This window comes from Streptomyces sp. NBC_00045 (assembly GCF_045041095.1).
Classification (GTDB): Bacteria; Actinomycetota; Actinomycetes; order Streptomycetales; family Streptomycetaceae; genus Streptomyces.
The window spans coordinates 4,874,253-4,886,956 of record NZ_CP108271.1 but is presented as its reverse complement, the minus strand read 5'-3'; the positions used below and the strand labels follow the sequence as shown (position 1 = coordinate 4,886,956).

Here is a 12,704-nt window from a genome sequence, read left to right as displayed (position 1 = left end):
GCCTCTTCGGGCGTTTCGGGGTCGGATCAGCCGGAACGGACCGGCCGGATCCGGATCAGCCGGATCAGATCAGGCCGAGCTCGCGGACCGCGTCGCGCTCCTCGACGAGCTCCGCCACGGACGCGTCGATGCGCGTACGGGAGAACTCGTTGATGTCCAGGCCCTGGACGATCTCGTACTTGCCGTCCTTGCAGGTGACGGGGAAGGAGGAGATGAGGCCCTCCGGGACGCCGTAGGAGCCGTCCGACGGGATGCCCATGGAGGTCCAGTCGCCCGCGGCGGTGCCGTTGACCCACGTGTGGACGTGGTCGATGGCCGCGTTGGCGGCGGAGGCGGCCGAGGACGCGCCACGGGCCTCGATGATCGCGGCGCCGCGCTTGGCGACGGTCGGGATGAAGGTGTCGGCCAGCCACAGCTCGTCGCCCACGACCTCGGCGGCGTTCTTGCCGGCGATCTCCGCGTGGAAGACGTCCGGGTACTGGGTCGCCGAGTGGTTGCCCCAGATGGTGAGGCGCTTGATGTCGGTGAGGTCGGCACCGGTCTTCTTGGCGAGCTGCGAGATCGCGCGGTTGTGGTCCAGGCGGGTCATCGCGGTGAAGCGCTCGGCCGGTACGTCCGGGGCGGCGGCCTGCGCGATGAGCGCGTTGGTGTTGGCCGGGTTGCCCACGACCAGGACCTTGATGTCGTCCGCGGCGTGCGCGTTGATCGCGGCGCCCTGCGGCTTGAAGATGCCGCCGTTGGCGGAGAGCAGGTCACCGCGCTCCATGCCCTTGGTGCGCGGGCGGGCGCCCACGAGCAGGGCGACGTTGGCACCCTCGAAGCCCGCGTTCGGGTCGTCGAAGATGTCGATGCCCTTGAGCAGCGGGAAGGCGCAGTCGTCGAGCTCCATGGCGGTGCCCTCAGCGGCCTTCATGCCCTGGGGGATCTCCAGAAGACGGAGCTTGACCGGCACGTCCGCGCCGAGCAGGTGACCGGAGGCGATGCGGAAGAGCAGCGCGTAGCCGATCTGGCCGGCGGCGCCGGTGACGGTGACATTCACGGGAGTGCGGGTCATGGCCTTCTCCGTTAGACAGCTGGCGGTGGGGCGTCCCTGCCCCATGTGCTGGCGGACGCCGCTCCCCTGCGAATCTTGACGTGAAGAGACATCCGGCGTCAGGCTATCCGACCTTGGAGCGACCCAACCCCCCGGTCTGTGTGGTGCACGGCACACGGACCGGGAGTTCGAAGGCGGGGAGGGGCATTTCCCCCCGCTTTTCGACCGTCCGCCACCCGCCGGACGGGTGTACGAGAGCCTCCTACGAGCACCCTCAGCGGACGGTGAAGCGGACCGCGCTCTCCAGGAACGAGATCTCCAGCCACGGCCTGGGCTCCATCACCAGCGTGAGCAGCGTGATCGCCACGCCCAGCAGCCCGTACGTGACCATGTCCGTGAAGCGGGAGCGCACCGCGAGCATGCCCACCGACGGCAGCACGCGCCGCAGCACGGAGGCCGCGATCAGGGCCACGCCGATCACCAGGCAGCCGCCCTTGGGGTGCCCCAGCGCGGTCAGGAGCAGTCCGACCGCGGTCGCGGCGAGCACGCTCAGCATCGGCCACTGGCGGGCCGCGAGGGCGTCCCCGGGTCCGGCACGGCCATGGCCCTCGGGGCGGGCGGTGTCCTGGGTGATGGAGGGGAAGCGGCGCGACTTGGCGGCCTCCGAACCGGCGGCGGCCCCGCTCTCGGCCGCAGCCCTCTCGGTTCCGGCGGCCGGGCTCGCGGCGTCCGCGCTCGCAGCCGCCGGGCTCGCGGCGTCCGCGCTCGCAGCCGCCGGGCTCGTAGCGTCCGCGCTCGCAGCCGCCGGGCTCGTAGCCGTCGCGCCTTCGGTCGGGTCGGCGGGACCGGCGTCGGGGGCGGGGCCGGAGCCGGGGCCGGGGCCGGCCTCCGCACCGGTCCCGGCTTCCGCTTCGTGCTCAGCCCGCACTGGTCGACGTCCGTTCCGCCGCCTCGACGACGTTCACGAGCAGCTGCGCCCGCGTCATCGGGCCGACGCCGCCCGGGTTCGGGGAGATCCAGCCGGCCACCTCGGCGACGCCCGGGTGCACGTCTCCGACGATCTTGCCGTTCTCGTCTCGGCTGACGCCCACGTCCAGGACGGCCGCGCCGGGCTTCACGTCCTCCGGCTTGACCAGGTGCGGGACACCGGCGGCCGCGACGATGATGTCCGCCTGGCGCAGCTGGGCGGCCAGGTCACGGGTGCCGGTGTGGCACAGGGTCACGGTGGCGTTCTCCGACTTGCGGGTCAGCAGCAGGCCCATGGAGCGTCCGACGGTGATGCCGCGGCCCAGGAGCACGACGTGCGCGCCGTTGATCTCGATGCCGTGGTGGCGCAGCAGCTGGACGATCCCGTACGGGGTGCAGGGCAGCGGGCCCGGCTCGTTCAGGACCAGCCGGCCGAGCGACATCGGGTGGAGGCCGTCGGCGTCCTTGGCCGGGTCCATCAGTTCCAGGACCCGGTTGGTGTCGATGCCCTTGGGGAGCGGGAGTTGGACGATGTAGCCGGTGCACTCCGGGTTCCCGTTGAGCTCCCGCACGACCGCCTCGATGTCCTCCTGGGAGGCCGTCGCGGGCAGTTCGCGCTGGATGGACGCGATGCCGACCTCGGCACAGTCCTTGTGCTTGCCGTTGACGTACCAGCGGCTACCCGGGTCGTCGCCGACCAACAGGGTGCCGAGGCCGGGGGTGATGCCCCGGGCCTTGAGCGCCGCCACGCGGGCGGTCAGTTCGGACTTGATCGCGGCGGCGGTGGCCTTGCCATCGAGAATCTGGGCGGTCATGACCCCATCCTCCCGGATGGAGCGCCCCCGGTTCCAGTCGTGGGGGCGTCTCCCGCGCTTCGTCACAGGCTTGAACCATTCATTGCACTTGCACAACAAGTGACGGGCCGGTCGCGCGGGCGCTGGACAACTCCGGCCCGATCGGACGACGATGACGGACAAAGAGTGCCGCGGGCAGTGCCGGGGGGCGGACCGCACATCGCAGTGTTTCCTCCGTGCGTGCCGTGCGTCCCCGCACTTCCACGGAGGAACACCCCAAGATGAGCTTCGGCGACCCGAACAACCCGTACGGGCAGCAGCCGCCGGCCCCGCAGGGCCAGCCCGGCTACGGCTACCCGCAGCAGGCCCCGCAGGGCGTCCCGCCGCAGGGCGGCTACGCCTACCCGCAGCAGGCCCCGATGGGCTACCCGCAGCAGGGCTACCCGGCCGGCCCCGGCGGCTACCCGGGCATGCCCATGCAGATGCCGGGTCTGCTCAAGACCGCCCGCGTACTGCTCTTCATCATCGCGGCCCTGCAGCTGATCGTCGGCGCGTTCGCCCTGCTGGGCGCCGCCTTCCTGTCCAGCAACGAATACGGCAGCAGCAGCTCCTCGGGCCAGATGGCGGCCGGTGTGATCGCCGCCATCGCGCTGGTCGCCATGGGCTTCGCCGTGTGGGCGATCGTCCTCGGCGTGAAGTTCGGCAAGGGCGGCAACGCCACGCGGATCACGACGATCGTGTACTCCGTGCTCTTCCTGCTCAGCAGCCTCGCGAACTTCGCGAACACGAGCGGCAACGGCAGCACGCCGGCCGGCGTGCTGGGCGGCATCATCGGCCTCGCCATCGGCGTGGTCATCCTGATCGCCGCGGTCAACAAGGACTCGGTGGCCTGGTTCAACCGCCCGCGCTACTGATCCCCGCAGGGCCCCGGCACCACGGCGAAGGCCGCCACCCGCACGTGCTGCGGATGGCGGCCTTCGCCGTACTCGGAGCGCCGGCTCAGTGGAAGAAGTGCCGGGTCCCGGTGAAGTACATGGTCACGCCGGCCGCCTTCGCCGCCTCGATCACCTGCTCGTCACGGACCGAACCGCCGGGCTGGACCACGGCCTTGATGCCCGCGGCGGTCAGGATCTCCAGCCCGTCCGGGAAGGGGAAGAAGGCGTCGGAAGCGGCGTACGAGCCCTGCGCGCGCTCGGCGCCCGCCCGCTCCACGGCGAGCTTCGCCGAGTCGACGCGGTTGACCTGGCCCATGCCGACGCCGACCGAGGCGCTGTCCTTGGCGAGCAGGATGGCGTTGGACTTGACGGCCCGGCAGGCCTTCCACGCGAAGGCGAGCTCGGCGAGCTCCTCCGGGGAGAGGGCGTCGCCGGTGGCCAGGGTCCAGTTCTTCGGGTCGTCGCCCTCGGCCTGGAAGAGGTCGCTCTGCTGGAGCAGCGCGCCGCCGGAGATCGGCTTCAGGTCACCCGGCTGGTGCGGGGTGCCGTCAACCTTGAGGACGCGGATGTTCTTCTTCTTGGCCAGGATCTCGACCGCGCCGTCCTCGTACGCCGGGGCGGCGATGACCTCGGTGAAGATCTCCGCGACCTGCTCGGCGAGCTCGACGGTCACCGGGCGGTTGACGGCGATGACGCCGCCGAACGCCGACAGCGGGTCGCAGGCGTGGGCCTTGCGGTGCGCGGCGGCGACGTCCGCGCCGACGGCGATGCCGCACGGGTTGGCGTGCTTGATGATCGCGACGCAGGGCTCGTCGTGGTCGTACGCGGCGCGACGGGCGGCCTCGGTGTCCACGTAGTTGTTGAAGGACATCTCCTTGCCGTGCAGCTGCTCGGCGTTGGCGAGCCCGCCCGGCTGCCCGTCCGTGTAGAGGGCGGCGGACTGGTGCGGGTTCTCGCCGTACCGGAGGGTCGACTTGCGGTCCCACGCGCCGGCCAGGAACTCGGGCAGTACGGCCTCGGGCTCCGGGGCGTACGCATTCGTGAACCAGGAGGCCACGGCGACGTCGTACGCGGCGGTGTGCTGGAAGGCCTCGGCCGCCAGCCGCTTGCGCGCGGTGAGGTCGAAGCCGCCGCCCTGGGCCGCGGCGAGGACGTCGGCGTACCGCGCGGGGCTGGTGACGACGGCGACCGAGGGGTGGTTCTTGGCGGCGGCGCGGACCATCGACGGGCCGCCGATGTCGATCTGCTCGACGCACTCGTCGGGGGTGGCGCCCGAGGCGACGGTCTCCCGGAACGGGTACAGGTTGACGATCACCAGGTCGAACGGCTCGACCCCGAGCTCGGCGAGCTGGCGCTGGTGGTCCTCCAGGCGCAGGTCGGCGAGGATGCCGGCGTGCACGCGCGGGTGCAGGGTCTTGACCCGGCCGTCCAGGCACTCGGGGAAGCCGGTGAGCTCCTCGACCTTGGTGACGGGCACGCCGGCGGCGGCGATCTTGGAGGCGGTGGAGCCGGTGGAGACGAGCGAGACGCCCGCCTCGTGCAGGCCGCGGGCCAGCTCCTCCAGTCCCGTCTTGTCGTAGACACTGACGAGCGCGCGCCTGATCGGTCGCTTCGACGAGGTGGTGCTGCTCTCTACGGCGGTCACTGGATCGTTACCTTTCGTCCCTCAATGCGGTAGCCGTGCCGGGCCAGGCGCCCCACGACGTCGACGAGCAGCTGGCGCTCGACTTCCTTGATGCGCTCGTGCAGAGCGGCTTCGTCGTCCTCGTCCCGGACCTCGACCACACCCTGGGCGATGATCGGACCGGTGTCCACGCCGGCGTCCACGAAGTGGACCGTGCAGCCGGTGACCTTCGCGCCGTAGGCGAGGGCGTCCCGTACGCCGTGGGCGCCGGGGAAGGCCGGGAGGAGGGCGGGGTGCGTGTTGATGAAGCGGCCGCCGAAGCGGCTTATGAACGACGCGCCCACGATCTTCATGAACCCGGCGGACACGACGAGGTCCGGCTCGTGGGCGGCGGTCGCCCCGGTCAGCGCGGCGTCCCACTCCTCACGGGTCCCGTACGCCTTGACCGGGCACACGAAGGTGGGGATGCCCGCCTTCTCCGCCCGCTCCAGGCCGACGATGTTCTCGCGGTCGGCCCCCACGGCGACGACTTCGGCGCCGAAGCCCTCGGATCCGCCGGGGTGGGCGTCGATGGCGTCGAGCAGGGCCTGGAGGTTGGTGCCGGAACCGGAGACCAGCACGACCAGGCGGGAGGCGGCCATGGGAGGCCCTTTCTGCGGGAATGCTTCCGTACATCTTGTGTGATCAGACGAAACCCGGATGCCCTGAAATACGGGGGACCCTACGAAGCCGCCGACCGCCTGCAACGATACCGGCACACCGGACAGCCCCCGAGGGACGGGGGGACGGGTGAGGGGTAGCGTCTGGCGTACATGCCGCGTACGGCGCGGTGCACAGCACCGTGCAGCACGTCAACAGCCCTTACGACGCACGACGCCCACGACGTTCTTCGACGTCCACGACACAGGGGAAGTAACGCTCTCGATGCCGGACCGCCGCCAGCCCGACCCCTCCACCGACGACAACCCCTTCGCGGCTCCCCCGGAAGGCCGGCCCGACCAGCCGTGGCAGCCGCGCAGCGGTGGCGACGGAGGCGGCCGCCCGGGCGAGGACCCCGGCTCCGGTTCCACCTCCGGCGGGCCTGTGCGCTGGGACCCGACGGACCCCATCCAGCGGCGCGCCCGCTACGCGCTGCTGGCCGGAATGTGGGGCTTCTTCTTCGGGATCTTCGGAATCCCGTCGGTGGGACTGCTGCTCGGCGCGCTCGCCCTGTACTGGGGGATCAGCGGGCTGCGCGGGAAGCCGGCGGCCGCCGACCGGTCCGCGGCGGACGCACTGAGCTCCGGCGCTCCGGCCGCCCCCGCCGCCCAGGGGGGCCTGGCGGCCCTCGGACCGGCGGCCCGCCCCCAGCGGACGGCGGCGATCGGCGGGCTGGTCACGGCCTCGCTGGCCATCCTGCTCGCGATGACCTCGTACGGCTTGCAGCTGGCCTACAAGGACTTCTACGTGTGCCGCGACGACGCACTCACCAAGTCGGCGGAACTGCAGTGCAACAACCTGCTGCCGGACAGCGTGCTCGGCAAGGTCCTGAAGGTCCAGCAGTAGCGACGGCGCGGTGCGCCCGTCTCAGGCCGGGGGCTTGCGGCGGGCCAGCACGCGGGCACCGGCAACGGGCGGGACGACGGGCCGGGCCGGCTCGGCCGACGGCACTGCCTGGTTCGACGTGTCCACCGGGTTCGACGTGTCCACCGGGTTCGGCGGGACCGGAATCGGCGTCAGGTCCAGGTGAAACTCCGTCACGACGGTGACCTGGCGTGGCGGTTTGGCCGGAGCGACGGCGGTGACGGGAGACCCGGTGCCGGCCGGGGCCTCGGGTACCACGGCCATCGCGGCGGCAGGCTCCGGCCCGGCCTGCGGCGCTTCCTGGGCCAGGTCGGGGACCAACACGCCGGCGGCCCGCTGCAGGGCCTCCCAGCGCAGCTCCCGTACGCCGCTGTCGTGCCACTCGTCCCCCGCCTCCATCGCGAGTGCCTCCGCCTGCCGGACCGGCCGGGTCCGCCAGGAGTGCACCGCCACCGCCACCGGCACCGCCGGGAGCAGCATCCACGCGAAGGTCGCCGCGCCGGTCGCCCACCACACCGGGCCGCAGCTCGCCAGCCCCCGCGAGCCGAGCGGCCCCGAGGCGGCCGCCGCGAGCCCGGCCAGCAGCAGCGCGCACACCAGGGCGCCCAGAGCCGCCGTCAGGGCGGTCTCCCGGTACCGGACTTCACGCGCCCGGCGTACCGCGAACCACCCGACCGCCAGCCCGGCCACCAGCGGCACCCCCGCGGTCGCACACGTCAGCAGGGTCCCCGGCCCCTCCGGCGGCAGCCCCGCCAACAGCGGGAACCTCGGCAGGGCGGGCGCGCCGGCGAAGCCGAGCGGGGTCGCGGTCGCACCGGCGCCGAGGGCGAAACCGGGGCCGAGGGCGTAGGACGCGCCCCACACCACGGCGTTCGGGAGCAGCGCCAGCGCGAGGAGCAGCACCGCGAAGCGGCCGGACCAGACGCTGGTCAGCGCCAGGAACGAGGCCTGGACCTCCGCGCCGTGCCAGGCGAGCGAAGCCCCGACGAGCAGCGCGCCGCCGCCCAGGAGGACGAGGGCCCCGGCGGCTCCGGCGCGCAGCGCGAGGGCGTAGCGGGGCCGGACGACAGCCCGGCGCACCGCCTCCGGGACCCAGTGCGGCAGCGGCCCGACCGGACGCCCCTTGGCGGCCCACACCCCGCCGGCGGCGGCGAGCACGGCGACCAGCGGGACGTGCCAGGCGGCGCTCAGCGGGTCGGCGGGCATGGGGCCGCCGGCCGCGTAGACGGTGGCCAGTGCTCCGACGCAGAGGTATCCGCAGGTCACGGCCGAGAAGACGGCGCTGGCGGGCAGCACCTCGTCGCCGTCGTTGCCGTCACCCGAGGCGCTGCCGAGCCGGGCGGCCCGGCGCATCAGCAGCGCGGGCAGCGCGACGAGCAGCAGCGGGGTCACGCCGACGGGCGCCGGCACCCCGGACAGGGTCTCGTACCGGACGAGCTCGGTCCCGTGCGCGAGCAGCCAGAGCCCGGCCGCCAGGTGCAGGGCTCCGCCCGGGCCGCTATCGGGGTAGGGGGAGCTGATCCACAGCACGATGACGAGCACGGCGAGGAAGCCGAGCCCCAGCCCGGCGGCCATGGCGCCGCCCAGCACACAGGCGGCGGCGGCCGGCGAACGGCGCCGCCCGGCGGCGGCCCGCGGGGCCATCTGCAACGGGGTCCCGCGTTCGGTCACTTGGGTCACCCCGCCATGGTGCCAACGACACGCGCTATGGGCGGGTAACAGGCGAATTTCCGTGGTGTCGCCCAATATACGTTTTATGTACTTTTACGCCCAGGTCTGTCGGCAGGTCACGGGGAGTGTGACATGACAGCAAGCGTCGAGGAGCCGAGGCTCCCCTCGCCCGAGGAACGTCGCAGACTGCGCGAGGCGGCGGACCTGACGTACGAGGACGTCGCGACGGCGGTGGGCGTGACGGTGACCACGGTCCGCTCCTGGGAATCGGGACGCACCGGCCCCCGGGGCCGCAAACGCGAGGCTTACGCCCTTTTCCTGGCCTCCCTCGAACCCCAGCCCCCGGTCGCGGCCGCCGCCCCGGGCCCGACCCCGGACCCGACCCCGGACCCGACTCCGACTCCGACTCCGGCCCTGGGCCTGGGCCCGGCCCCCGCCGTGACGCCGCCTCAGGGTCCCGGGGCCGAGCCCGCGGCAGAACCCGCCGCCGCGCCGGGTCCGGCGATGGCTGACGCCACGTCATCGGCCGGACCCGACGCGGCGGCGTTGTGGAGGGCGGGGGCCTACCGCCCCTTCGGCATGGGCGGGCACGGGCAGCAGCCCCTGTCGCCGCCCCTCGCCGGGCCGGCCGCGCCCCGGCGAGGGGCCGAGCTCACCGCCAACGCCACCGCTGGCGGCATTGGCACGCCCGGCCCCGGAACCTCCTGGTCGCCCGTCCGCCTCCCGGACCTCCCGCACGCCCTGGCCCTACCGGACCGGGCGCCGGTGCCCGCCACCCCGTACGGCCCGGAGCCGACCCCCGCCCCCGCGGCCCCCGCCTCCGCCCCCGACCCCGCCTCCGACCCGGAGGGGGCCGCCCCCGATCCGGTGGAGTCCGTACCGGCCCCTCCCGGGCCCGAACGGCCGCCCGGGCCGCGGGAAGTGTTCGATGCGATGTACGACTACGCCGCCCCCGCCCTCACCCGGCAGGCGTACCTGCTCACCGGCCGGCGCCGCCTCTCCCACGAGGCCGTGGAGCAGGCGTTCCAGCAGGCCTGGGCCCGGTGGCCCGAGGTGGCCGTCGATCCCGACCCGGTCGGCTGGGTGCGCGCAGCCGTGTACGAGTACGCCCTCTCCCCCTGGCACCGGTTCCGCCGCGCCCACAAGCACCCCGACAAGGCCCCCGCCGACCCCGCCGACCGCATCCTGATGGACGCCATGCTGGCGCTGCCCGCGGCCCACCGCCGTACCGTGCTGCTCTATGACGGCGTCGGCCTCGACCTGCCCGACACCGCCGCCGAGACGGAGGCCAGCACCCCCACCGCCGGCAACCGCCTCCTGCACGCACACGCCGCCCTCGCCGACCGCATCCCGGAACTGGCCGCCGCACCGCCCGGGAAGGAGTCCGCGGTGCTGCGCGAGCGGCTCGGCTCGGTCACACCGGCCGTCCGGCTGGAACCCCGCCCCGCGGCCGCCGTCCGGATGGCCGCCGAGCAGCGTGCCACGCGGTGGACCCGGGCGTTCCTCGGTCTGACGGCCGTGATCGCCGTCGCGACCGCGTACACCACCGTGACCGCGCCCCGGCAGTACGAGCCCCCCGTCGCGCCCGGCGCGAGCGTCTCGGGGGTCCCCCCGCTCAGCGGCCCCCAACGGCTCACCGAGGAGACCCGGCAGCTCCACGCCAAGCTGCGCGCACACCCGGCGCACAAGCCGAACCGGCTCGCCCCCAGCCTCGGATAGCCGCAGGCGCCCACGGAAAACGGGCGTGGCCCGCATCCCTCGGGATGCGGGCCACGCCCGTACACGCACCTACGGCAACGGCAAGCGTTACTTCGCGGCGTTCAGGATCTCGCGCGCGAGCTTGGCCGTCTCGGTCGGCGTCTTGCCGACCTTGACGCCGGCGGCCTCAAGGGCCTCCTTCTTGGCCTGCGCGGTGCCGGAGGAGCCGGAGACGATGGCGCCGGCGTGGCCCATGGTCTTGCCCTCGGGGGCGGTGAAGCCCGCGACGTAGCCGACGACCGGCTTGGTGACGTTCTTCGCGATGAAGTCCGCCGCACGCTCCTCGGCGTCGCCGCCGATCTCGCCGATCATGACGATGAGCTCGGTCTCCGGGTCCGCCTCGAACGCCGCGAGGGCGTCGATGTGCGTGGTGCCGATGACCGGGTCGCCACCGATGCCGACGGCGGAGGAGAAGCCGAGGTCACGGAGCTCGTACATCATCTGGTAGGTCAGCGTGCCGGACTTGGACACGAGACCGATCTTGCCGGGCTTGGTGATGTCGCCCGGGATGATGCCGGCGTTGGACTGGCCGGGGGTGATCAGACCCGGGCAGTTCGGGCCGATGATCCGGGTCTTGTTGCCCTTGGCGGTCGCGTACGCCCAGAAGGCGGCGGAGTCGTGCACCGCGATGCCCTCGGTGATGACGACGGCCAGCGGGATCTCGGCGTCGATAGCCTCGACGACCGCGGCCTTGGCGAACGCCGGCGGGACGAAGAGGACGGAGACGTTGGCGCCCGTCTCCTTCATCGCCTCGGCGACCGAGCCGAAGACCGGGACCTCGGTGCCGTCGAAGTCGACGGTGGTGCCGGCCTTGCGCGGGTTCACGCCGCCGACGATGTTGGTGCCGTCAGCCAGCATCAGCTTGGTGTGCTTCATGCCCGTGGCACCGGTCATGCCCTGGACGATGACCTTGCTGTCCTTGTTGAGGAAGATAGCCATGTGAGTCTGTGACCTCTGCCCTTACTTCGCAGCCGCGAGCTCGGCGGCCTTGTCGGCCGCACCGTCCATGGTGTCCACGCGCTGGACCAGCGGGTGGTTGGCGTCCGAGAGGATCTTGCGACCCAGCTCGGCGTTGTTGCCGTCGAGACGGACGACGAGCGGCTTGGTGACCTCTTCGCCCTTCTCCTTCAGCAGCTCCAGCGCCTGGACGATGCCGTTGGCGACCTCGTCACACGCGGTGATGCCACCGAAGACGTTGACGAAGACGGACTTGACGTCCGGGTCGCCGAGGATGATCTCAAGGCCGTTGGCCATGACGGCGGCGGAGGCGCCACCGCCGATGTCCAGGAAGTTGGCGGGCTTGACGCCGCCGTGGTTCTCACCGGCGTACGCGACGACGTCGAGGGTGCTCATGACGAGACCCGCGCCGTTGCCGATGATGCCGACCTCGCCGTCGAGCTTCACGTAGTTGAGGTTCTTCGCCTTGGCGGCGGCCTCAAGCGGGTTCGCGGCCGCGTGGTCGACGAACTCCTCGTGGCCCGGCTGACGGAACTCGGCGTTCTCGTCGAGCGAGACCTTGCCGTCGAGGGCGATGACGTCGCCGGAGGCGACCTTCGCGAGCGGGTTGACCTCGACGAGGAGCGCGTCCTCGGCGATGAAGGTCTGCCACAGGGTCACGAGGACCTCGGCGACCTTCTCGGCGACCTCGGCCGGGAACTGCGCCAGCGCGACGATCTCGCGGGCCTTCTCGATGGTCACGCCCTCGTTGGCGTTCACCGGGACCTTGGCGAGCTTCTCGGGGGTCGTCGCGGCGACCTCCTCGATGTCCATGCCGCCCGCGACCGAGGCCATGGCCAGGAAGGTGCGGTTGGTGCGGTCGAGGAGGTACGAGACGTAGTACTCCTCAAGGATCTCGGGAGCGGTCTCGGCGATCATCACCTTGTGGACCGTGTGGCCCTTGATGTCCATGCCCAGGATGTCCGTCGCACGGGCGACGGCCTCGTCCGGGGTGGCGGCGAGCTTGACGCCGCCGGCCTTGCCGCGGCCGCCGACCTTCACCTGCGCCTTGACGACCGACTTGCCGCCCAGCCGCTCGGTGGCCTCGCGAGCCGCCTCAGGCGTGTCGATGACTTCACCGGCCAGCACCGGTACACCGTGCTTGGCGAAGAGGTCCCTCGCCTGGTACTCGAACAGGTCCACGCGCGTCCGTCCCTTGTCTTCAAAGATTCGCAGTGATTCGCGGTTGTCTGCGTGGGCGTGCCGCGGAGGGCAACGTGACGGCGCTGTCACTAGGGAGGCGCACACGGTGACCGTGGACGCGGCATGTCCGTCCCGCAGGTTATCCCCGTGGGACCTGCGTCCCTAAATCGCAGATCACACCTGAGCGGTGATACCTGTCACAGATCGCCTCACGCTTGAAC

At 72.4% G+C, this 12,704-nt stretch carries 11 protein-coding genes; 3 read left to right on the top strand and 8 right to left on the bottom strand.

The window, feature by feature from the left end; all coding sequences use genetic code 11:
* Positions 1-64: 64 nt before the first annotated feature.
* From OHA65_RS23010 to OHA65_RS23000, 3 genes are all read right to left on the bottom strand, one after another.
* A complete protein-coding gene (locus OHA65_RS23010; RefSeq protein ID WP_327285005.1) occupies positions 65-1,054 on the bottom strand; it encodes a malate dehydrogenase in 990 nt (329 codons plus the stop codon).
* Between the two features lie 253 nt (positions 1,055-1,307).
* Entirely contained in the window at positions 1,308-1,961 is a 654-nt protein-coding gene (locus OHA65_RS23005; protein ID WP_328763413.1) for a DUF3017 domain-containing protein, read from the bottom strand.
* Positions 1,951-2,814, bottom strand: a complete 864-nt coding sequence (locus OHA65_RS23000) for a bifunctional methylenetetrahydrofolate dehydrogenase/methenyltetrahydrofolate cyclohydrolase (RefSeq protein WP_327285003.1) — start codon at positions 2,812-2,814, stop codon at positions 1,951-1,953. The genes OHA65_RS23005 and OHA65_RS23000 overlap by 11 nt, the downstream gene beginning before the upstream one ends.
* A 260-nt stretch (positions 2,815-3,074) precedes the next feature.
* Here OHA65_RS23000 and OHA65_RS22995 point away from each other — a divergent pair, with 260 nt between their 5' ends.
* Positions 3,075-3,707, top strand: a complete 633-nt coding sequence (locus tag OHA65_RS22995) for a hypothetical protein (RefSeq protein ID WP_327285002.1) — start codon at positions 3,075-3,077, stop codon at positions 3,705-3,707.
* An 85-nt stretch (positions 3,708-3,792) separates the two neighbouring features.
* Here the strand turns inward: OHA65_RS22995 and purH are convergent, their stop codons facing one another.
* Positions 3,793-5,373: a bifunctional phosphoribosylaminoimidazolecarboxamide formyltransferase/IMP cyclohydrolase gene (gene purH / locus OHA65_RS22990; RefSeq protein ID WP_327285001.1), complete on the bottom strand. Its 1,581-nt coding sequence runs from the start codon at positions 5,371-5,373 to the stop codon at positions 3,793-3,795.
* Entirely contained in the window at positions 5,370-5,993 is a 624-nt protein-coding gene (gene purN / locus OHA65_RS22985; RefSeq protein WP_327285000.1) for a phosphoribosylglycinamide formyltransferase, read from the bottom strand. The genes purH and purN overlap by 4 nt, the downstream gene beginning before the upstream one ends.
* Before the next feature lie 283 nt (positions 5,994-6,276).
* Here purN and OHA65_RS22980 point away from each other — a divergent pair, with 283 nt between their 5' ends.
* On the top strand, positions 6,277-6,897 hold the full coding sequence (locus OHA65_RS22980; RefSeq protein ID WP_327284999.1) for a hypothetical protein: 621 nt from the start codon (positions 6,277-6,279) through the stop codon (positions 6,895-6,897).
* 21 nt (positions 6,898-6,918) lie between these two features.
* Here the strand turns inward: OHA65_RS22980 and OHA65_RS22975 are convergent, their stop codons facing one another.
* Positions 6,919-8,595 carry a DUF6350 family protein gene (locus OHA65_RS22975; protein WP_405762357.1) on the bottom strand — a complete coding sequence of 559 codons (1,677 nt, stop codon included), beginning with the start codon at positions 8,593-8,595 and terminating at the stop codon, positions 6,919-6,921.
* A 123-nt stretch (positions 8,596-8,718) separates the two neighbouring features.
* On the opposite strand from OHA65_RS22975, the gene OHA65_RS22970 reads away from it, so the two are divergent.
* The gene (locus OHA65_RS22970) at positions 8,719-10,305 is read left to right on the top strand and encodes a helix-turn-helix domain-containing protein (protein WP_405762355.1); all 1,587 of its coding nucleotides are present in this window, start codon (positions 8,719-8,721) and stop codon (positions 10,303-10,305) included.
* 87 nt (positions 10,306-10,392) lie between these two features.
* On the opposite strand, the gene sucD is transcribed toward OHA65_RS22970, so the two are convergent.
* Both sucD and sucC read right to left on the bottom strand, forming a co-directional pair.
* On the bottom strand, positions 10,393-11,283 hold the full coding sequence (gene sucD / locus OHA65_RS22965; RefSeq protein ID WP_327284996.1) for a succinate--CoA ligase subunit alpha: 891 nt from the start codon (positions 11,281-11,283) through the stop codon (positions 10,393-10,395).
* Positions 11,284-11,304: 21 nt separating this feature from the next.
* The gene (gene sucC, locus OHA65_RS22960; RefSeq protein WP_327284995.1) at positions 11,305-12,483 is read right to left on the bottom strand and encodes an ADP-forming succinate--CoA ligase subunit beta; all 1,179 of its coding nucleotides are present in this window, start codon (positions 12,481-12,483) and stop codon (positions 11,305-11,307) included.
* Positions 12,484-12,704 lie beyond the last annotated feature (221 nt).